Genomic DNA, 18655 nt, shown 5'->3' on the forward strand with positions numbered 1-18655 from the left:
ATGACCGAAGAACCGCTGATCGCCGAGGACCTGCTGCTGCTGATGCTGGACGACAAGTCCGGCACCCCGGCGGGCGCGGGCACACTGCACTACGCGCTGGGCGGCGCCGTGCTGGTCGAACTCGCGCTGCGCGGCCGGGTCGAGACCGACGGGAGCGGCGGGCTGGGCGGGCCGAAGGTGCTCGCCGCGGGGGAGGGCCCGCTCGGGGACCCGCTGTTGCAGGAGGCCTACGACAAGATCGCCGAGAAACCGCGGAGCGTGCAGTCGCTGCTGATGGCCATCGGCGGTGGCCTCCGCAAAACGCTGGTCGAGCGGCTCGTCGAGCGCGGCTTCCTCCGGCGCGAGAGCAAGCGGGTGCTGGGCCTGATCCCGCGCACCACCCTGCCCATCGACGACGGGCGGTACGAAAGCGAGCTGCGGCAACGGGTTCGTGCCGTGCTCGAAGACGGGGTGGAGCCGGACGTGCGGACCGCGGCGGTGGTCGCGCTGCTCTCGTCGAGCGGCACGTTGCCGTCGCTGCACCCCGTGCCGAAGTGGTCGGGCGAGGTCTACCACCGCGGCAAGGAGTTCGAGGAGGGCAGCTGGGGTGCCTCGGCGGTGAACACCGCGGTGACCCGGACCGCCACGGCGATCGCGGTGGCCAGCGCGACCGTCGTGGTCACCACGGTCACGTAGCCGGGCGGTCCTCGGGCAGGAGGTGGGCGAGCAGCAGCTTGACCATCAGCACCGGGACGAACCAGGCGACGGCGGCGGGCGGCGGGGCCAGGGCGAGGATCGGGGTCAGCGCCAGCGCGGTCACCGCGAAGGCCACCGGCCGCCGCAGCGCGGCCGGCGCGAACTCGACGAGCACCGCGCCGGCCAGCACCGCGCCGTAGGTGGCCGCGGCGGTGGTCCAGGTGAAACCGGGCACCACCGCCGCCAGCACGAACGGGTGCACGTGGCCCGCGACGAACCCGAGGTGGTGCACCGCGGTGCGGCCCGGCCGGTGGAACCAGCGCTTGGCGGAGCCGGTGGCGTTGACCACGGCGCCGCCGAACAGGTCGAAGGCGATCACCACCACGACCACCACGGCGAGCGCGGGCAGGCGCGCGTCCAGCGCGAGGAACAACACCAGCAGCGCGCCGCCGGTGGCCGCGCCGAACCCGGCCGCGATCTCACCGCGGGTGGCGCCGGGCGCGATCAGCCGATCGATGATCGTCACGGGCTTCGGTTGGCTCACCCCATGAGTGTCGCAGCACCGGTCAGCCGAACGTGGAACCGGTCACGCGGTAGCCGCCGTCCTGGACCCGGAGGAACGGGATCGCGCTGTTGCACCGCAGCGTGTCCTGCGCGAAACCGCCGGTGCTCCAGCTCCAGCCGATCGCGTCCGGGCCGCGCGGGTCGTCCCGCACGCTGATCCCGACCCGGCGGCCGAGCAGCTCGGTGCCCGGTGGCGCGGCGGGGAACTCGGCCCGCTCGATGACACCGGTCACCACGCCCAGTCCGTCGGCGGCGAGCGCGCAGTCGACCCGGCCCTCGAAATCGGCGACCAGCTTCCCGTCGGGCGTGAGGTGGTTGACGTGGAACCGCCCGGAGGACACGCCGTCGGCCGTTCTCCTGGCGTCCACGGTGAACCGCACCGGGTCACCGGGCCCGTGCTGGCCGGGCAGCCGCGCGCCGGCGCTGCCGGCGACCCGCGTCTCCCGCGGTTCGGCCGCGACCACTCCGGGAGCCGCCGCCCCGGCCACCGCCGCGATGGCCAGCACTCCCAGAGAAATCTTCGTTCCCTTGCGCACCTTGATGTTCCTCCCTGTTGATGTTGCCGTGCGGTCCACCATGGCCGGTCCGGCCGGTGGCTTCCTCCCCCGGCGGAGGGAACTGGTTCCCGCCCCGGCGGGAGCGAAGCCGGGCGAGATTCATTCGCAGGGCGCATCAGTGCATGCGAAATCCGTGATTGACCTGGCCGGTCGCCGACCCCAGAGTCGGGATCTGTCAACGGTGACGGTGAGGAGACACGATGAGGCGCCTGTTCGGGTTGACGGCGGCGATCGCCACCGCCGGATCACTGCTCACCGCTCCGGCGGTCGCGTCGGGATCCTTCTTCGGCTACCAGCGGCCCGCGCTCCACGAGGTGCGCAGCGAGGCGATCACGGTGCCGTTGCGCGACGGGAGCCATCTCGCCTGCCGCCTGCACCGCCCGGCGGAGGCGTCCGGGGAGCCCGTGGCCGGCCGGTTCCCCGGCATCGTCTACGACTTCAACGCCTACGACAACCTCGATCAGCTCGCCGCCGAGTCGGCCTACTTCGTGCGGCGCGGGTACAACGTGCTTTCGTGCAACACCAGGGGATCCGGTGACTCGCCAGGACGGATCGATCCGTTCAGCGCGCAGGAGCAGACCGACAACCACGACATCATCGAATGGCTGGCCGCGCGGCCGTGGTCGACCGGCCGGATCGGGCAGATCGGGGTCAGCTACGGCGGCCACGCGGCCCTGCTCGCCGCCACGCGCAAGCCGCCGCACCTGGAGACGATCATCCCGGTCAACGGCATCTCCGACTGGTACGAGAACACGATCTATCGCGGTGGCATCTACTCCGCCCGCATTCGCGACTGGCAGCGTCAGGTCGCGCCGGACACCTTGCGCACGTACGCCGAACACCCCTTGTACGACGACTTCTGGCGCGAGCGCAGCGTCAAGGATCGATGGTCCGATTTGGACATCCCGGTGCTGGAGATCAACGGCTGGAACGACCGCTACCGGGGCGGAATGGTGGAGAACTTCCAGGCACGCAAGCAGAACGTGTGGCTGGTGTCCGGGCCGTGGGAACACGGCTGGCCGGCCGGGCAGCCCGCCGGGATCGGGCCGGGTGAGTACCTGGCGTGGTTCGACCGGTGGCTCGGTGGCCGGAAGGCGCCACTGCCGCCGACGAAGGTCACCTCGTACGCGATGCACGGCACGGGCTGGCAGTCCTTCGCCGACTGGCCACCGGCCCGGGGCACCCGGTACGCGCTGACCACCGCGGGCGAGCTGGCCAGGTCCGCGGGTGCGCCAGGCACCGGTGGATACCGGGTCAACACCGAGACGACACCCGCCGAGCCGGGGGAGAAGCTCACCTTCACCGCCCCGCCGCAGCGGCGCGACCTCGTGCTCGCGGGCGACCCGAAGGCGGAGATCGAGGTGTCGGTGACAGCCGCCGACGGCAACTTGGCTGCTGTGCTGGAGGATGTCGCCCCTGACGGCACCGCGACCCGGATCACCGCGGGCTGGCTCAAGCTCAGCCACCGCCACGGCCACACCGCGCCCGTCGAGGTCCATTCAGGACAGTGGTATCGGACCACAGTGGACCTGTGGCCGGTGCACCACCGGCTGGCGGCGGGCCACACCATGCGCCTGACCGTCTCCAGCGACGACCACCCCGAGATCGACTCCGACGCCCCGCCGGGCAACGTCGCGCTGCGCCTCGGCGCCGGTGGTTCCGCGCTCGTGGTTCCGTCGTAGTCAGCGGATGCCGCGCGTGCGGTACCCGGCAGCCAGCGCGGCGATGCTGACGAACGAGACCGCGAGCAGGTAGTAGCCGGGCGCGACCTGCGAACCGGTTCCCGCGATGAGCGCCGTGGCGATGGTGGGAGTGAACCCGCCGAAGATCCCGACCGCGGTGTTGTAGCTGAACGACAACCCGGTCGCGCGCGCCCGCACCGGGAACGCGTCGGACATCACCGAGGGCAGCGCGCCGAAGTACGCCGCCTTGAGCAGGCCGAGAATGGTCATGGCCGCGGTGAGGGTGAGGAACGAGGGCACCGCGGTGACCCAGATGAACAGCGGCACCACGCTCACCCCGATCAGCACCGCGGCGGGCACCATGATCACCAGCCGGCCGAACCGGTCGGCGAGCAGCCCGACCACCGGCGTGCCGACGGTCAGGATCACCCCGGTGATCAGCAGGGCCACGAACGACAGTGAGTCGTCGAGGCCCAGTTCCTCGACGCCGAAGGTGGGCAGGTACTGGAGAATGAAGTTCAGCGCGGTGGACACCACCAGCGCGCCGCCCGCGATCAGCAGTCCGCCCCAGTGGTGCCGGAACACCGACCGGATCGGGGACGGCGCCGGGCCGGATCCCTCTTCGCGCATCGCGGGCGATTCGTCGACGTAGCGGCGGATGTAGTAACCGACCGGGCCGATCAGCAGGCCGAACACGAACGGCACCCGCCAGCCCCACGCGGTCATCGCCTGGTCGGAGAGCAGTGCGGTCAGCGCGGCCGCGAACCCGGCCGCCATCAGCGTGGACAGCCCCTGGCTGGCGAACTGGAAACTGCCGAGAAAGCCCTTGCGCCGCTCGTTCTGCTCGACCAGGAACGAGGTCGCGGCCCCGAACTCGCCACCGGCGGCGAACCCCTGCAGCAGCCGCGCCACGATGACCGCCAGCGGCGCGAAGATGCCCAGCGTGTCGTATCCGGGCAGGACGGCCAGCAGGAAGGTGCCCGCCACCATCAGCCAGATGGTCAGCATCAGCGCCTTCTTGCGCCCGTGCCGGTCGGCGTAGGCGCCGATCACCAGCCCGCCGAGCGGCCGGATCAGGTAGGTCACGCCGAACACGGCGTAGGCCTGCACGAGCTGGACCCCGGGATCGCCCTCGGGAAAGAAGGTCCGGCCGATGTAGCTCGCCATCAGCGCGTACACGGCGAGGTCGAACCATTCGAGCGCGTTGCCGATGGTGGCGGCCGCGATCGCGCGACGCGTGGAGGTGGTGGCCCGCTCGGCCGGCTGGGTGCTCATCGGACCGCCGTCCCGGCCAGCGCGTGGAAAACGGCGGTGGCCAGCACGAGACCCTCACGGGCGATCGGCGCGAGCAGGTGCTCGTCGGGCGCGTGCTGGAGGCAGCCGGGGTAGGAGTGCGGCAGCCACAACGCGGGCATGTCCAGGATTTCGGTGAAGACGAAGTTGGGCAGCGAGCCGCCGATGTTGGGCAGCACGGCGATCGGCCCGCCGGTCGCCGCTTCGAGTTCACCAGCGGCCCACCGCGGCCAGTGGCCGTCGATTTCCGTGCGGCTGGCCGGGAAATCGCCGGTGATCCGCACATCGACCATCGGATAGCCGTGTGCGGCCAGGTGTTCGGCCAGTAGCTGCCGGGCGTCGCGGACATCGGTGCCCGAGACGTAGCGCAGCTGCAACGCCGCCCGCGCCCGGCCGGGGATCGCGTTGACCGGGTGGTCGATGTCGGCGGCGCCGATGGCGAGCACTTCCAATGTGTTCCAGCCGTAGAGCCGTTCGGCCGCACTCAGGCCGACATCACCCCAGCCCGGGTCGGGCGCCGGGTCGCCGGGGCTGTTCGCCACCTTGATCCCGGCCAGCGCGGCGCGGACCGCTTCAGGCAGTTCCGGGGGCAGCAGGCCGGGCACCTTGATGCCCCCGTGCCCGTCGACGAGCGTGGTGATCGCACCGGCCAGCGTGGTGGCCGGGTTGCGCAGGATTCCGCCCCAGTTGCCGGAATGGTACGAATCGGTGCGCAGCTCGACGTCCAGTTCGAAGTTGAGCCCGCCGCGCGAGCCGAGGAACAGCGTCGGGGTGGCCGCGTCCAGGCGCGGGCCGTCGGAGGCGATCAGCACGTCGGCGCGCAGTTCCTCCCGGTGCTCGGTGGCGAACTCGGCGAGCCCCGGCGAGCCGATCTCCTCGCCGGTCTCGAACAGGAACTTCAGGTTGAACCCGAGCGAGCCGTGTTCGGCCAGCAGCAACCGCAGCGCGGTGAGGTTGACCAGGTGCTGGCCCTTGTTGTCGGCGGTGCCGCGGCCGTACCAGCGCTCGCCGTCGACGCTGAGCGTCCACGGGTCGCGGCCGTCGCTCCACTGTCCACTGTGGCCGTCGACCACGTCGGCGTGGCCGTAGCACAGCACGGTGGGCAGCGACGGCGACTCGATCCGCGTGCCGAGCAGGAACGGGCCACCGGCCGGATCGGGATTGGGGTGCTCGGTCACCGTGCAGCCGAGCGCGGTCAGCAGCGGGGTGAGCACCTCGTCGAGGTATGCCTTGAGGGCAACGCGGCCACGTTCGGTGGTGCTTTCCGTCGGATAGCCGACCAGCCGGGCCAGTTCCTCGCGGAACGCACCGGAGTCGACGTGTTCTTCGGCTTTCTGCCTGAGTTGTGCTGGTATCACGGCTGGCTCCGGTGGTCTGCGACGCGGGTCGCAGAGCAGGTTAAGCCGGTTTCGCGGGCACGACCATTGCCGATTTTGTCATCGAGCGTTCTATTATTGGCAAACCGGAGGAAAGGTGACTCGATGCAGCTGCTGCCCGTCGGCCTGACCTACTTCGCCGAGGTCGCCCGGTCCGGCTCGGTCACCGAGGCGGCCCGCGCGCTGACCGTGGCGCCGTCCGCGATCAGCAGGCAGATCGCCAAGCTGGAGGCCGAGCTGGGGGTGCCGCTGTTCGCCAGGCACCCGCGCGGGATGACGCTGACCGACGCGGGCGCGCGCCTGCTCGCGCACGCCCGGCGCACCGAGGCCGAGTCGGCCGCGCTGATCGGCGAACTGCGTCACGCGGACGCGTCCGAGGCGCGCCGGGTGGCCGTGGCGTGCTCGGAGGGCTTCGGCAGGCGGATGGTGCCGCGGGTGATGTCGGAGTTCCGGCGCGCGCACCCGGAGGTGAGCTTCCAGCTCGACATCGTCACCCGGCAGGAGGCGACCCGGCGGGTGGCCGAGGGCATCGCCGACGTCGCGGTGACCTACACCATGGGCCCGCAGCACGACGTGCGGGTGGAGTGCGCGGTGGTCACCGAGGTGGTCGCGGTTGTCCCTTGTGGACACGAACTGGCCGGGCGGGAACGGCTCGGGCTGGCGGAGCTGTGCGCGTACCCGCTGGCGCTGGCGTCGTCGCGGACCAGCCAGCGCGAGCTGTTCGACCTCGGCGCCCGGATGGAAGGGATCGAGGTGGCACCGGTGCTGGTCTGCGACGGGCTGGCTCCGCTGTACGAGTTCGTCCGCGACGGCGGTGGCATCGCGCTCGTCGGCGATCTCGGCGACCTGGACGACAGCGACGGCGTGGCTTACGTGCGGCTGGACCACCCGGTGTTCCGGCAGCGCGAAGCGCAGGTGCAGACCATGCCGGGCAGGCGCCTGCCGTGGTCGGCACGACAGTTCACCGGCCTGCTGGTGGCGCGACTGCGTGAACTCGGCTGATCACGAAGGCGGGGGAGCGGTCGACTCGCGCACGCCCGGTCGTGGACGGACCGGCTCGGCCGGATCGGCAACTTCCGCGCGACCGGGGGCGGTTCTCGTGATCGGCGCGCAACGAGTCCAGGTGCAGCTGACCCATGCACCCGGTGTCAAGACCGGACTGACCGAGGTGCAGGCCTACCAGCGTTGAGCCGCCGGGCTCACCCCGGTCACCGCGAGCCGGAACAGTCGGTCGGCTTCGGCGGCGGGGTCGGGCCGGTGTTCCGTCGCCAGCACGATGCCGACGATCAGCGTGATCAGGTCGGCCACGGTGACGCCCGCCTCGACCGCGCCGTCCGCCGCCGCGCGGTCGAGCAGCGGGGTGCCCGCCTCTTCCAGCGTCGACGAGCACGAGTTCGCGCCGGCCGGATCGGGCACGTCGTAGGCCAGCGCGGCCGCCAGCCCGCGGGCGGTCGCGCTGTAGGCGACGACCTCACCGAGCCACTCCAGCAGCGCGTCGCGGCTGTCGCCCTGTCCGGTCAGTTCGCGCGCGCGGGCGCTCAGTGCCTCGATCCGCTGGTGGGACACCGCTTCGAGCAGGGCGTGACGAGTGGGGAAGTGCCGCCGGACGGTCGCCGAGCCGACTCCGGCGGTGCGCGCGATCTGCTCCAGCGAGGCGTTGGCGCCGTGCGCGGCGACCTCCTCCTCGGCCACCGCGAGGATCCGCGCGTAGTTGCGCCGCGCGTCCGCGCGCTGGTGCTCGGGCATGGCGTGACCTCCGTGTTTGCCAAGTGGCGGGCCCCGCCGTATCGTAGCGGAAGCTAAGTGGCGGGCCCCGCCATTTCTTGCTTCCCGAAGGAGTGTCATGTCCACTGTGTCCGATCCTGTCCTGGTCACCGGCGCCACCGGCCGCCAGGGCGGGGCCACCGCCCGTGCCCTGCTCGCCGCGGGCGTGCCCGTCCGCGCCCTGGTGCGCGACCCCGGCCGGGCGCGGGCGATCGAAGCGCTCGGTGCCGAACTGGTCACCGGCGACCTCCACGACCGCGAGTCGGTGACGCGGGCCGCGAAGGGTGCGCGTGCCGTCTTTTCCGTGCAGCAGGCCCCTTTCACCGAGAACGGGTTCGACTTCGACGCCGAAGTGGCGCAGGGCGTCAATCTCGTCGAGGGCGCGAAGGCCGCCGGGGTGCCGCAGTTCGTGCACACCTCGGTTTCCGGCGCCGGGCAGCACGTCGAGGCGCCGGGCTGGGCCGAAGGCCGCTGGAGCGCGATGGAACCGACCCTGGGCGCCAAAAGCGCCATCCAGGACCGCGTGCGCGAAGCCGGTTTCGCCCGCTGGACGCTGCTCAAGCCGGCGTTCTTCATGGAGAACTTCCTGCCGTCGATGAAGTTCCTGTTCCCGCGCGGCATCGAGGGCGGACTGGTGAGCGTGGTCAAGCCCGCCACGCACCTGTCCCTGATCGCGGTGGAGGACATCGGCGCCGCGGCCGCCGCGGCCATCACCGACCCGGACCGGTTCCACGAAGTCGAACTGGAACTGGCCGGCGACTACCTGCCGATGAAGGAGGTCGCCGAAGTCCTGTCGCGCGTGCTCGGCACACCGCTGTCCGCGCCGGACATGACCGAGGAAGAGGCGTTCGCCGCCGGAATGCCGGGTATGGGCGCCTCGCACGAGTGGCTCAACGTCGTGGGCCAACCGGCGCGGCCGCAGTTCGCGAAGGACCTCGGCATCGCGCTGACCCGCTTCGAGGACTGGGCGCGGGGAGCGCGAGAACTCAAGGCGTGATGGTCGTCGCGGCCGGCATGGGCCTGGCGTTGGTGTTCCCCGCCGGTCGTCGGGCTCATCGCGGACGCGGTGAGCCTGCGCCGCGCACGAACCGGTGCCGGGGGCGACAACCGGGCCGGGTTCGGGGATACTGGACGCGGGATGGGCCGATCCGGCCCGAGTGGCGACGACGCACATCGAGCAGTGGCCAGGACCCCGCTTCCTCTCGACATCTCCGCAAGTCATCGTGCGGCCCGCGCGCCGTGAGAGAGGAAACACCCATGAAGGCAACCGGTTCGACGGTGGGAACCACCGCGTCGACGGCCCACCTTTCCGAGGACGATCTGGACCGCATCGGCGCCGAGCTGGACGCGATCCGCGCCGAGGTGATGGCGGATCTCGGTGAGGACGACGCCCGCTACATCCGCCGCGTGGTCAAGGTGCAGCGCGGCCTGGAAGCGGGCGGGCGCGGGCTGCTGCTGGTGTCGTTGTTCCCGCCGGCCTGGGTCGCCGGGACCGGCGCGCTGGCCGCGGCGAAGATCCTGGAAAACATGGAGATCGGCCACAACGTGCTGCACGGGCAGTGGGATTGGATGGGTGATCCGGAGATCCATTCCTCGACCTGGGAATGGGATTCGGCGTCCAGCGCGCAGGGGTGGAAGCGTTCGCACAACTTCGTGCACCACACCTACACCAACGTGCTCGGCAAGGACCGCGACCTCGGCTACGCGATCATGCGGGTGGACCCGGACCAGCAGTGGAAGCCGGTCCACCTGCTGCAGCCGTTCTACAACATCGCACTCGCGCTGAGCTTCGAGTACGGCATCGCGATCTACGACATCGAACTGGAAAAGGTCGCCGCGGGCACCAAACCGTGGCCTGAGGCGAAAACGGAGCTGGCCGGGCTGTGGCGCAAGATCCGCGGTCAGCTGGTCAAGGACTACGTCGCGTTCCCGCTGCTGTCCGGCCTGGCGGCGCCGACCGCCCTGCTCGGCAACCTGGTCGCCAACCTCACGCGCAACGTCTGGTCCCACGCGGTGATCTTCTGCGGCCACTTCCCGGCCGGGACCGAAACCTTCACCGAGGACGAACTCGACGGCGAGACGCGGGGGCAGTGGTACGTGCGCCAGCTGCTCGGCTCGGCGAACCTCGACGGCCCGCCGCTGCTGCACCTGATGACCGGCAACCTCAGCCACCAGATCGAGCACCACCTGTTCCCGGACCTCCCGTCCAACCGGTACGCCCAGGTGGCGCCGAAGATCCGCGCGCTGTGCGAGCGCTACGGCCTGCCGTACACCAGCGGGCCGCTGCACAAGCAGTACGCCGGGGTGCTGGCCACCATCGCCCGGCTCGCCCTTCCCGGCGGGCGGAAGGGCTGATGGCGGTGTTCCCGCCCGGCGTCCGGCGCCTGCGTGAGGTGGCCGCCCGGCTGACCACCCCGCTGCTGCCCGACGACTACCTTTCCCAGGTCAACCCGCTGTGGTCGGCCCGCGCGCTGCGCGGGCGAGTGGTCACGGTGGTGCCGGAGACCGCGGACGCGGCCACCCTGGTGATCAAGCCCGGCTGGGGGTGGACCTTCGCGCACCAGCCCGGCCAGTACGTCGGCATCGCGGTCGCGGTGAACGGCCGGTTCCACTGGCGTTCCTACTCGCTGACCTCGGCGCCCGCGCACTCCGGTGGCACCATCACCATCACGGTGAAGGCGATGCCCGAAGGAATGCTCTCCGAGCACCTGGTCCGCGGCCTCGAACCCGGCACCGTCGTGCGGCTCGCCCTGCCGCGGGGAGAGTTCGTGCTGCCCGATCCGCCGCCGCCGAAGCTGCTGTTCGTCACCGCGGGATCGGGGATCACCCCGGTGATGGCGATGCTGCGCACGATGGACACGCGCGGCAGCATGACCGACGTCGTGCTGGTGCACACGGCCAGGGACGCCGATGCCACGCTCTTCCTCGGTGAACTGCGCGAGCTGAGCCGCCGCCATCCCGGGCTGGTGCTGCACGAGCGCTTCAGCGGGCACCACGGACGGCTGTCACTGGCCACCGGGCTGGATCCGCTGTGCCCGGACTGGCGGGAACGGCAGGCCTGGGTCTGCGGCCCCGCCGCCATGCTCGACGCCGCGAAGGCGGTGTGGGCGGCCGCCGGGCTGACCGACGCCCTGCACCTGGAGTCCTTCGGCGCCGCCTTCGACGGCGGCACGGCCGAGGGCGGCACTGTGCGCTTCGCCGCCTCCGGTGTGTCTGTCGAGGCGGACGGCGCGACCACGCTGATGCAGGCGGGCGAACGGGCGGGCATCACCATGCCCTTCGGCTGCCGCATGGGGATCTGCCACACGTGCGTGGTCCCGCTCGCCGAGGGCCGCGTGCGCGATCTGCGCACGGGTGCCGAGCACCGGGGCGGGCACGGGGACCGGCCGAAGATCCAGACCTGCGTCACCGCGGCGGCCGGGGACTGCGTGCTGGTCCGGTGAGCCGGGGGCAACGGAACGGGAACGACTCGCGCGGAGGTGGTTTTCCCGGCGCCGGAGGGGGAATCCTGGAGGGACGAAACGGTCGCCCCGGACCTCGGCGACGCAGGACTCCTGGACGGAAGGACCATCATGCCTGCGCTCCCCGAAACGGCGGTGACCCGCGGCACGGGTGACTACACCGACCTGTCCCGACAGCTCCGGCAGGCCGGACTGCTGGACCGGCGCCCGGCCGGCTACTTCGTCAAAATCGCCCTCACCCTGCTGGCCTTCGCCGGGCTTTGCCTGGTGTTCGCCGCGCTCGGCGACTCCTGGTGGCAGCTGGCCACCGCGGCCGGCTTCGCCGTGCTGTTCGCCCAGGTGGCCTTCCTCGGCCACGACGCCGGGCACCAGCAGATCTTCCGCGGCCGCCGCGCCAACGACCGCCTGGGCCGGGTGCTCGGCGGGCTGGTCGGCATCAGCTACGGGTGGTGGATGGGCAAGCACACCCGCCACCACGCCAACCCGAACCACGAGGACGAGGATCCCGACCTCGACATCCCGCTGCTGGCCTTCACCCGCGGCCAGACCGGCGGCAGGCGGGGCCTGGTCCGGTGGACGGCCAAGCACCAGGCCGGGTTGTTCTTCCCGCTCCTGCTGCTGGAAGGGCTGAGCCTGCACTGGGTCAGCATCCAGGTGGTGTGGCGGGGCGAGGTCAAGGCCCGGCGCACCGAAGCGGTACTGCTGCTCGCCCATTTCGCCGTCTACTTCACCGCCCTGTTCACCGTGCTGTCGCCGCCGGTGGCGATCGCGTTCATCGCGGTGCACCAGGGATTGTGGGGGGTCTACCTCGGCTGCTCGTTCGCGCCGGGGCACAAGGGCATGCCGACCTACACCGACGCGACCTCGCTCGACTTCCTGCGCAAGCAGGTGCTCACCAGCCGCAACGTGCGCGGCGGGTACTGGGTGGACTTCCTGCTCGGCGGGCTGAACTACCAGATCGAGCACCACCTGTTCCCGGCCATGCCGCGGTTCAACCTGCGCCGCGCCCAGCCGCTGGTCCGCGAGTTCTGCCTGCGCCACGGCATCGACTACGCGCAGTGCGGCCTGTTGCGGTCGTACCGGTACGTCCTGGAGCACCTGCGCGAGGTCGGCGAACCGCTGCGGCGACCGGGCGCACCGGCGGCGCGTTGACGGCCCACGGCAAGCGGCTCCGCCGCTTACAAAGCACTGGCTAGGCGGGTGCGGACATCCAGGTGGGAATTGTTGCGTCCCGGCGCGTCGCTGATGCATGGTGAGTCGACCAGCGATGTTCCGCCCCTGCCCCCGGCGATCGCGTCTCCTCGGCACGAGAGCGGCGGACAGCCATGGACCTTCCCGGGCACAAGCGGGCTTCACCGCCGGTGCGGGTTTTCCTGATCGACGACGAGGAAATGCTGGCCGAGGCACTGGCCGCCAGGTTGTCCGCCGAGCCGGGCCTGCTGGTGGTGGGCCGTTCGCGGGTGAGCGCACCGGGACTGGCCGACGTCGTCGCGTGCGCCCGCCCGTCGGTGCTCGTGATCGACATCGAGCCGGCCTGGCACGCCACCGCGACGCTGTTCGGCTGCCTGACTTCAGCCACTCCCGGCGCCCGCATCGTCGTGCTGACCGACAGCCACGACCCCGTTCGGACCACGCTCGCCGCCCGCTGGGGCGTCACCGCCTGGATCGGCAAGGAGAACTGCTCCGCCGAGTACATCGTCACGGTCGTGCGCGGGGTCTGTGAGGGCAAGGCCTACTTCGAGCCCGAGCTGATCGGTTTTGTGCTCGCCCAGCTGCGCACCGAGCTCGACCGCGCCCGCGCCCCCGGGTCGCCGCTCGGATGCCTTTCCGGGCGGGAGAACGACGTCCTGCTCGGCATCGTCGAAGGCAAGCCGGCGAGCCGGATCGCGAAGGAGCTGTTCGTCTCGATCAATACCGTGCGGACCCACACGCACAACCTCTTCGCCAAGCTGAACGTGCACAGCAGGCTCGAGGCCGCCGCCATCGGGCGGGCCGCCGGCCTGAGACCGCGGCGGGCCGCGGTCTCGGCGTACGAGGCGGAGGGACGGCTCGTGGCCCGGCTGCGGAACGGATCGGGGAACCACGACGGGGTGTAGGGGGTGAAGGTGGCCGAGAGCAGTCCGCCTCGCGAACTCTCCGCCCCGCCACCGGCTCCGCTTGAAGCCGAAAGCCGCGACCACCGGCCACCTGGACAGCTACCACGACCACGCACCGAATCCGGCGCCTAAGCACGCTGGCACCGTCCTGATCGCGGGCGCCGTCGTTCGACCCGACTCCTCAGACAAGCAGACAACAGTGGTAACGTCGCGATCATGGCACCATCGGTACAACGCCGTCCGCTGAGTTCGCAGGCCGCGGACGTCCTGCTGGACGGCATCCGGTCCGGGCGCTGGCCGCTCGGGCACAAGCTGCCCGGTGAAGCGACGCTCGCGGCGCAGCTCGGCGTCGGGCGGTCCACGCTGCGCGAGGCCATCCGCGAGCTGGCGGGCAAGGGCGTGCTCGATTCCCGCCAGGGCGCCGGGGTTTTTGTCACCGCGCTCGACGTCACCGAGGACTGGGACGCGGTGCTCCGGCGCGCGTCGGTGGTCTCGGTGATCGAGGCGCGGGTGGCCATCGAAGCCGAAGCCGCGGCGCTCGCCGCCGAGCGGCGCACCCCGGTGGACCTGCGTGCGATCAAGCGGGCGCTGACGCACCGCCGGTGGCAGGACCGGAGCATCGAGGAACACGTCGACGCGGACATGGACTTTCACCGCGCCGTGGTCATCGCGGCGCACAACGACGTGCTCGCCGAGTTGTTCGACAGCTTCGTCCCGCGTGTCCGCAAGGCGATGACCGACATGCTCCGGGCCCGCCCGCTCGACTCGCCCGAAGCCGATCACGCGGCACACGCGGACCTGGCGGACGCGATCGCCGCGCGCGACCCGCTGGCGGCGGCCGCGGCCAGCCGCGCCCACCTGACCGAGCTGAAGCGGGCGTTCGCATGAGCGCGGTGCTGGAACTGCGCGACGTCACCTTTCGCCGCCAGGGCAAGGAAATCCTGCACGAAGTCAGCCTCACCGTGTGCGAGGGCGAGCATTGGGCGCTACTCGGCCCGAACGGCGCGGGCAAGAGCACCGTGCTCGGCTTCTGCGGCGCGCTGACCCATCCCACGACGGGCAGCGTGCGGGTGCTCGGCGAGCAGCTGGGCCGGGTCGAGCTGCAGGCGCTGCGCCGCACCATCGGGCACGTCGATCCGAGGCATCCGCTGCGTTCGCCGCTGACCGTGCGGGAGGTCGTGCTCACCGGGATCACCGGCACGGTCGACCTGCCGCCGCGCTGGCGACCGGCGCCGGCGGAGGTGTCCGCCGCCGACGACCTGATCGCCGTGCTGGGCCTGGGCGGCAAGGCGGAAGAACGCTGGCCGACGCTGTCCCAGGGCGAACGGGGCCGGGCGCTGGTGGCCCGTGCGCTGGTCTGCGAACCCCGGCTCCTGTTGCTGGACGAGCCCTCCACCGGCCTGGACGTCGCCGCGCGCGAGCAACTGCTCGAGACCATCGACCTGCTCGACGAAACCCATCCCGGCGTCGCGTCGATCCTGGTCACCCACCACCTCGAGGAACTGCCGGCCACGACCACCCACGCCCTGCTGCTGGCCGGGGGACGCGTGGTGTCGGCGGGACCGGTCGGCACGACCGTCACCACCGCGAACGTCTCCGCCGCCTTCGACCATCCCATCGAGGTGCACCACCAGGACGGCCGCTTCTCCGCCCGCGCGGCCCGGCGGCTGAGCGGGGCCTTCGCCTGAGCCTTTCTTGAACGATCGATCCAGATAGGCTACGGTCGCGTTCATGGTCAGAACCCGGGAGTTCGACACCGAGGCGGCGGTGAGCCGTGCGATGGAACTGTTCTGGTCGCGTGGTTACGAGGCGACCTCGATGCGGGACCTGACCCGGCACCTTGGGCTCGGGCAGGGTTCGGTGTATGCCGCGTTCGGCGACAAGGAGGGCCTGTACCGGGCCGCGCTGGAGCACTACCGCTCCACCCTCGCCGCGGCCGCGCTGGAAAGCCTGAAGGAAGGGGCGGACGCCCGGTCGGCGATCCGGACGATGCTGGTCGAGCGCCTCCGGATCGCCGTGGGGGAGAACGGCCGGGGCTGCCTGGCGGTCAACGCCGCCTGCGAGCGGCTGCCCGCCGACGAGTCGACCCGGCGCACCGTGCGGGACATGCAGGACGCCAGCCGGGACGCGCTTGCCGAGGTGCTGCGAGTCGCGATGGAACGCGGTGATATCGCGGCGGAACAGGATCCGCACACGCTGGCCGCCTTCCTGGTCACCTTCCTCAACGGCCTGCTGGTCTCGTCGAAGATCACCCCGGACGCGAGAGCGCTCGAACCCATCGTGGAGGTCGCCCTGGCGGCTCTCGGCTGATTTTTCACGCGCTCAAAGTGGATCGTTCATTCCAGAAAGGGAAAGAAAATGATGGTCGACCATGACGGCACGCCGCTGCGCACGGGACGCGCCGCGCTCGGGGGAACGAGCCTGCACTACCGGGCGGCCGGAACCGGCCCGGCGCTGGTGTTGCTGCACGGTGTGCCCAAGACCGGCTACCACTGGCGCCACCTCGTCCCGAAACTGTCGTCCCGGTACACCGTCGTGGTCCCCGATCTGCGCGGCCTCGGTGACTCGGACCGCCCCGCCGACGGCTACGACTCCGCGACCATGAGCGACGACATCGCCGAGCTGATGAGCCATCTCGGGCACCAGGAGTACGCCGTGATCGGTGAGGACTGGGGAGCGGTGATCGGTTACCAGCTCGCTGCGCGGCATCGCGACAGAGTCACCGCGCTGGTGTTCACCGAGGCGTTGTTCCCCGGCTTCGGTTTCGAGGAGCACACCGCGCTCACCGCGGAGAACGTCGCCGGCATGCACCTGTGGCATCTGGGTTTCTACTTCCAGCCGGACGTGCCCGAGATGCTGATCGCGGGGCGCGAGCGCGAGCTGATCACCTACATGATCAAGTCCGAGCGCGCCCGCCCGGACAGCGCGACCCCCGACGCGATCGACGAGTACGTGCGTTGTTACTCCATGCCCGGCGGCATCCGCGCGATGCTTTCGATCTACCGCGCGATGCTCGTCGACGCCGAGCAGAACCGGCAGGCCGCGCGGCGGAAGCTGGACATCCCCGTACTGGCGCTCGGCGGTTCGCAGTTCGTCGGTGATCGGTGCGAGTCCCAGATGCGGTTGATGGCCCGCGACGTCACCGGCCACGTGTTCGACGCCGGGCACGACCTCGCCGAAGAAGTGCCCGACGAGATGGCCGAGGTGGTCCTGCCGTTCCTGGCCGGAATCCGGTAGGCGGAACCGGTGAGACATTTGCCGCGTCTCTGTAACATAACCGGCAGGAGGGTGGGCCATGGACTTCGAGGTGCACGTCAAGGACCTGAGCAGGGCGGCGGACACGCTGGCCGCGGCGGACTCGCCGTCGATGACCGGGCCGGGGGCGCCGGACGTCGGCCGTACCGATGGCGCCGCCGGTTACGCGGCGGACTACGAGGTGTGGCTGGAGACCAGGAAGCTCGACCTGAAGGCGGCGGAAGAGCAGACCGCCGCCATCGTCGCGAAGATCAGGGCAGCGGCACTGGCCTACGACGCCAAGGACGCCGACGCGCGCGAAGCGTTCATCAAAGCCGTCGACGGCGGCTTCGCGAAGATTGATCGGTGACCGCGATGTTCGACAGGATCTACGAACTCGCCGGCAAGCTCGACGAGGGCAGCACCCGGGATCTGGACGATCGCGCGCGGGAATGCAGAACCACCAAGGAAGCGGTCAACGCCGCCAAGTCCCAGCTCGACGGTGTGCGCACCGAACTGAGCCAGGCGTGGCAGGGCAACGCCGGTGAATCGGCGCTGGCCCACCTGGACGACTTCCGGCGCAATCGCGAGCGGCAGGCCGACGATCTCGAGCAGTCGGCGGTGTCCTTCGAGGTGGTGCGCGACGCGCTGGAGAAGGCGCAACGGGAAGCCAGGAGCACCCGCGAGGAGGCCAAGGCTCTGGAGGCCGAACTCGAAGGGGCGTGGAAGGGAGCCGAGGACAACCCGTTCAAACTCCCCGGTGCCTGGGCGAAACAGGCGAAGACGAAGATCCAGGAGGGGCTTCTGCTGCTGGACATGGAGCGCATCGTCCGGACCTACGACAAGGTCCTCAACGACGAGGGCGCGACGATCCGCGGCATGAAGGGCCACATCGACGAGGACGCCGGTGCCGTCCTGCGTGCCGCGCGGGAGAAGGACGCGGGCGTGCTCAGCGAACTGAGCCACATCCTCAGCGTGCTGATGAAGAACCCGAACCTCGGCAAGTCGCTGCTGATGGACAAGCTGATGGAGAACCCGGAACTCGCCGCCGAGATCTACAAGTACTTCGGGTTCAAGTACAGCTCGAACGGCGACTTCTACACCACCGGTGAGCACTCGTTGCAGAGCTACTTCGGCTGGCACGATCTCTACGACAAGGCGGGGCCGGCGCTCGGGATGAAACTCCACGAGACCAGTCATCCCAACATCGAGTTCCGCGATCCCGAGACCGGCAAGCAGTATCGGTTCGAAGCGTGGAAGGGCAGCTACGGGCACGGCGGGTCGTTCGGCGGTGAGGTGGCCCTGTACGCCAAGGATGCCGATCCCAAGGGGCCGGACAACATTCCCGGCTACCACTCGGCGGCCGAGGGCGACGAACAGATCCGGGTGACCCAGCAGATCTACGACAAGAACAATCCCGACCGCGTCTACCTGACGAATGACGGGCAGGGCGCCGACGGCACGGACAAACGGCACTACTGGAACCTGGCGATCCAGACCGATCCGAACGTGGACCGGGAATCGCTGGGGCAGCGGGCCACGATCCACGTCGAGGACAGGCCGGCGATGCGCGACGAGATGTTCAAGGCGATGCAGCGCTACGCCGCCGCGGATCCCACGTTCAAGCCGGTGATCAACCCGGACGGCTCGATCAGCTACACCTGGGAGAAGTGATCACCACTCGTACTTGGTGTTGAGTTCGTACGGCTGCTCGTCATCGTCTTCCCCGGTCCCTCGGCCCGCTTCGACGAGGCCGTCGAAGATGTCGCCGATGTCGAGCAGGGCGACGACCTCGTCGGCCATGTGCTGGCCGTGGCGGTTGTCGATGTCCACCAGCCCCTCGCGCAACGCCGCGGTGGCGGCCACCCTGGCCTTGGCGCGCAGCTCCCTCGCCAGCTCCTCCGGGGAGCCGGATCCGCTCGGTCCGCTCATGACCCGACAGTACGTGGACCC

20 protein-coding genes are annotated in these 18655 nt (G+C 70.6%); 14 read left to right on the forward strand and 6 right to left on the reverse strand.

Going from position 1 to position 18655, the window contains the following annotated elements; all coding sequences use genetic code 11:
• The gene (locus YIM_RS20900) at window positions 1–675 is read left to right on the forward strand and encodes a GPP34 family phosphoprotein (protein WP_153031953.1); all 675 of its coding nucleotides are present in this window, start codon (window positions 1–3) and stop codon (window positions 673–675) included.
• Here the strand turns inward: YIM_RS20900 and YIM_RS20905 are convergent.
• Together YIM_RS20905 and YIM_RS20910 are read right to left on the reverse strand one after the other, a co-directional pair.
• Window positions 668–1219, reverse strand: a complete 552-nt coding sequence (locus tag YIM_RS20905; RefSeq protein ID WP_228004860.1) for a hypothetical protein — start codon at window positions 1217–1219, stop codon at window positions 668–670. The genes YIM_RS20900 and YIM_RS20905 overlap by 8 nt on opposite strands.
• A gap of 22 nt (window positions 1220–1241) precedes the next feature.
• A complete protein-coding gene (locus YIM_RS20910) occupies window positions 1242–1775 on the reverse strand; it encodes a hypothetical protein (protein ID WP_153031954.1) in 534 nt (177 codons plus the stop codon).
• 221 nt (window positions 1776–1996) lie between these two features.
• On the opposite strand from YIM_RS20910, the gene YIM_RS20915 reads away from it, so the two are divergent.
• A complete protein-coding gene (locus YIM_RS20915) occupies window positions 1997–3478 on the forward strand; it encodes a CocE/NonD family hydrolase (protein WP_153031955.1) in 1482 nt (493 codons plus the stop codon).
• On the opposite strand, the gene YIM_RS20920 is transcribed toward YIM_RS20915, so the two are convergent.
• Window positions 3479–4753 carry an MFS transporter gene (locus YIM_RS20920; RefSeq protein WP_153031956.1) on the reverse strand — a complete coding sequence of 425 codons (1275 nt, stop codon included), beginning with the start codon at window positions 4751–4753 and terminating at the stop codon, window positions 3479–3481. It abuts the gene before it with no gap.
• A complete protein-coding gene (locus tag YIM_RS20925) occupies window positions 4750–6129 on the reverse strand; it encodes a M20 family metallopeptidase (RefSeq protein WP_153031957.1) in 1380 nt (459 codons plus the stop codon). The genes YIM_RS20920 and YIM_RS20925 overlap by 4 nt, the downstream gene beginning before the upstream one ends.
• A 123-nt stretch (window positions 6130–6252) precedes the next feature.
• On the opposite strand from YIM_RS20925, the gene YIM_RS20930 reads away from it, so the two are divergent.
• Window positions 6253–7149, forward strand: coding sequence for a LysR family transcriptional regulator (locus YIM_RS20930; protein WP_153031958.1), 897 nt, complete (start codon window positions 6253–6255; stop codon window positions 7147–7149).
• Window positions 7150–7323: 174 nt separating this feature from the next.
• Here the strand turns inward: YIM_RS20930 and YIM_RS20935 are convergent, their stop codons facing one another.
• On the reverse strand, window positions 7324–7893 hold the full coding sequence (locus YIM_RS20935) for a TetR/AcrR family transcriptional regulator (protein WP_153031959.1): 570 nt from the start codon (window positions 7891–7893) through the stop codon (window positions 7324–7326).
• Between the two features lie 97 nt (window positions 7894–7990).
• Between YIM_RS20935 and YIM_RS20940 the strand changes: the two genes are divergently transcribed.
• The 11 genes from YIM_RS20940 (at window position 7991) to YIM_RS20990 (ending at window position 18376) form a co-directional block, all read left to right on the forward strand.
• On the forward strand, window positions 7991–8908 hold the full coding sequence (locus YIM_RS20940) for an NmrA family NAD(P)-binding protein (RefSeq protein WP_153031960.1): 918 nt from the start codon (window positions 7991–7993) through the stop codon (window positions 8906–8908).
• A 260-nt stretch (window positions 8909–9168) separates the two neighbouring features.
• Entirely contained in the window at window positions 9169–10266 is a 1098-nt protein-coding gene (locus YIM_RS20945; protein WP_153031961.1) for an acyl-CoA desaturase, read from the forward strand.
• A complete protein-coding gene (locus tag YIM_RS20950) occupies window positions 10266–11354 on the forward strand; it encodes a ferredoxin reductase (RefSeq protein WP_153031962.1) in 1089 nt (362 codons plus the stop codon). The genes YIM_RS20945 and YIM_RS20950 overlap by 1 nt, the downstream gene beginning before the upstream one ends.
• A 129-nt stretch (window positions 11355–11483) precedes the next feature.
• Complete coding sequence (locus tag YIM_RS20955; RefSeq protein WP_153031963.1) at window positions 11484–12524, forward strand: acyl-CoA desaturase; 1041 nt, start codon at window positions 11484–11486, stop codon at window positions 12522–12524.
• Window positions 12525–12697: 173 nt separating this feature from the next.
• Window positions 12698–13468 (forward strand): LuxR C-terminal-related transcriptional regulator, encoded by a 771-nt coding sequence (locus YIM_RS49655; protein WP_153031964.1) that lies wholly within the window; start codon window positions 12698–12700, stop codon window positions 13466–13468.
• Between the two features lie 216 nt (window positions 13469–13684).
• Complete coding sequence (locus YIM_RS20965) at window positions 13685–14356, forward strand: FadR/GntR family transcriptional regulator (RefSeq protein WP_153031965.1); 672 nt, start codon at window positions 13685–13687, stop codon at window positions 14354–14356.
• The gene (locus tag YIM_RS20970; protein WP_153031966.1) at window positions 14353–15156 is read left to right on the forward strand and encodes an ABC transporter ATP-binding protein; all 804 of its coding nucleotides are present in this window, start codon (window positions 14353–14355) and stop codon (window positions 15154–15156) included. The genes YIM_RS20965 and YIM_RS20970 overlap by 4 nt, the downstream gene beginning before the upstream one ends.
• A 43-nt stretch (window positions 15157–15199) precedes the next feature.
• On the forward strand, window positions 15200–15778 hold the full coding sequence (locus YIM_RS20975; RefSeq protein ID WP_153031967.1) for a TetR/AcrR family transcriptional regulator: 579 nt from the start codon (window positions 15200–15202) through the stop codon (window positions 15776–15778).
• Window positions 15779–15826: 48 nt separating this feature from the next.
• The gene (locus YIM_RS20980) at window positions 15827–16705 is read left to right on the forward strand and encodes an alpha/beta fold hydrolase (protein ID WP_194240231.1); all 879 of its coding nucleotides are present in this window, start codon (window positions 15827–15829) and stop codon (window positions 16703–16705) included.
• A gap of 58 nt (window positions 16706–16763) precedes the next feature.
• Window positions 16764–17072, forward strand: coding sequence for a hypothetical protein (locus tag YIM_RS20985; RefSeq protein ID WP_153031968.1), 309 nt, complete (start codon window positions 16764–16766; stop codon window positions 17070–17072).
• A 5-nt stretch (window positions 17073–17077) separates the two neighbouring features.
• Window positions 17078–18376, forward strand: coding sequence for a DUF4474 domain-containing protein (locus tag YIM_RS20990; protein WP_228005010.1), 1299 nt, complete (start codon window positions 17078–17080; stop codon window positions 18374–18376).
• Here YIM_RS20990 and YIM_RS20995 read toward each other — a convergent pair whose 3' ends face one another.
• Entirely contained in the window at window positions 18377–18634 is a 258-nt protein-coding gene (locus YIM_RS20995; protein ID WP_153031970.1) for a hypothetical protein, read from the reverse strand. It lies immediately after the preceding gene.
• Between the last annotated feature and the right edge of the window lie 21 nt (window positions 18635–18655).

The organism is Amycolatopsis sp. YIM 10 (genome assembly GCF_009429145.1).
In the GTDB taxonomy this organism is placed as follows: Bacteria; Actinomycetota; Actinomycetes; order Mycobacteriales; family Pseudonocardiaceae; genus Amycolatopsis.

What these genes read in the sequence shown, in the direction of transcription:
- YIM_RS20900 (WP_153031953.1), top strand. Translation starts at nt 1, where the DNA reads ATGACCGAAGAACCGCTGATCGCCGAGGACCTGCTGCTGCTGATGCTG.
- YIM_RS20915 (WP_153031955.1), top strand. Translation starts at nt 1,997, where the DNA reads ATGAGGCGCCTGTTCGGGTTGACGGCGGCGATCGCCACCGCCGGATCA.
- YIM_RS20920 (WP_153031956.1), bottom strand. Translation starts at nt 4,753, where the DNA reads ATGAGCACCCAGCCGGCCGAGCGGGCCACCACCTCCACGCGTCGCGCG.
- YIM_RS20930 (WP_153031958.1), top strand. Translation starts at nt 6,253, where the DNA reads ATGCAGCTGCTGCCCGTCGGCCTGACCTACTTCGCCGAGGTCGCCCGG.
- YIM_RS20935 (WP_153031959.1), bottom strand. Translation starts at nt 7,893, where the DNA reads ATGCCCGAGCACCAGCGCGCGGACGCGCGGCGCAACTACGCGCGGATC.
- YIM_RS20940 (WP_153031960.1), top strand. Translation starts at nt 7,991, where the DNA reads ATGTCCACTGTGTCCGATCCTGTCCTGGTCACCGGCGCCACCGGCCGC.
- YIM_RS20945 (WP_153031961.1), top strand. Translation starts at nt 9,169, where the DNA reads ATGAAGGCAACCGGTTCGACGGTGGGAACCACCGCGTCGACGGCCCAC.
- YIM_RS20950 (WP_153031962.1), top strand. Translation starts at nt 10,266, where the DNA reads ATGGCGGTGTTCCCGCCCGGCGTCCGGCGCCTGCGTGAGGTGGCCGCC.
- YIM_RS20955 (WP_153031963.1), top strand. Translation starts at nt 11,484, where the DNA reads ATGCCTGCGCTCCCCGAAACGGCGGTGACCCGCGGCACGGGTGACTAC.
- YIM_RS49655 (WP_153031964.1), top strand. Translation starts at nt 12,698, where the DNA reads ATGGACCTTCCCGGGCACAAGCGGGCTTCACCGCCGGTGCGGGTTTTC.
- YIM_RS20965 (WP_153031965.1), top strand. Translation starts at nt 13,685, where the DNA reads ATGGCACCATCGGTACAACGCCGTCCGCTGAGTTCGCAGGCCGCGGAC.
- YIM_RS20970 (WP_153031966.1), top strand. Translation starts at nt 14,353, where the DNA reads ATGAGCGCGGTGCTGGAACTGCGCGACGTCACCTTTCGCCGCCAGGGC.
- YIM_RS20975 (WP_153031967.1), top strand. Translation starts at nt 15,200, where the DNA reads ATGGTCAGAACCCGGGAGTTCGACACCGAGGCGGCGGTGAGCCGTGCG.
- YIM_RS20980 (WP_194240231.1), top strand. Translation starts at nt 15,827, where the DNA reads ATGATGGTCGACCATGACGGCACGCCGCTGCGCACGGGACGCGCCGCG.
- YIM_RS20985 (WP_153031968.1), top strand. Translation starts at nt 16,764, where the DNA reads ATGGACTTCGAGGTGCACGTCAAGGACCTGAGCAGGGCGGCGGACACG.
- YIM_RS20990 (WP_228005010.1), top strand. Translation starts at nt 17,078, where the DNA reads ATGTTCGACAGGATCTACGAACTCGCCGGCAAGCTCGACGAGGGCAGC.
- YIM_RS20995 (WP_153031970.1), bottom strand. Translation starts at nt 18,634, where the DNA reads ATGAGCGGACCGAGCGGATCCGGCTCCCCGGAGGAGCTGGCGAGGGAG.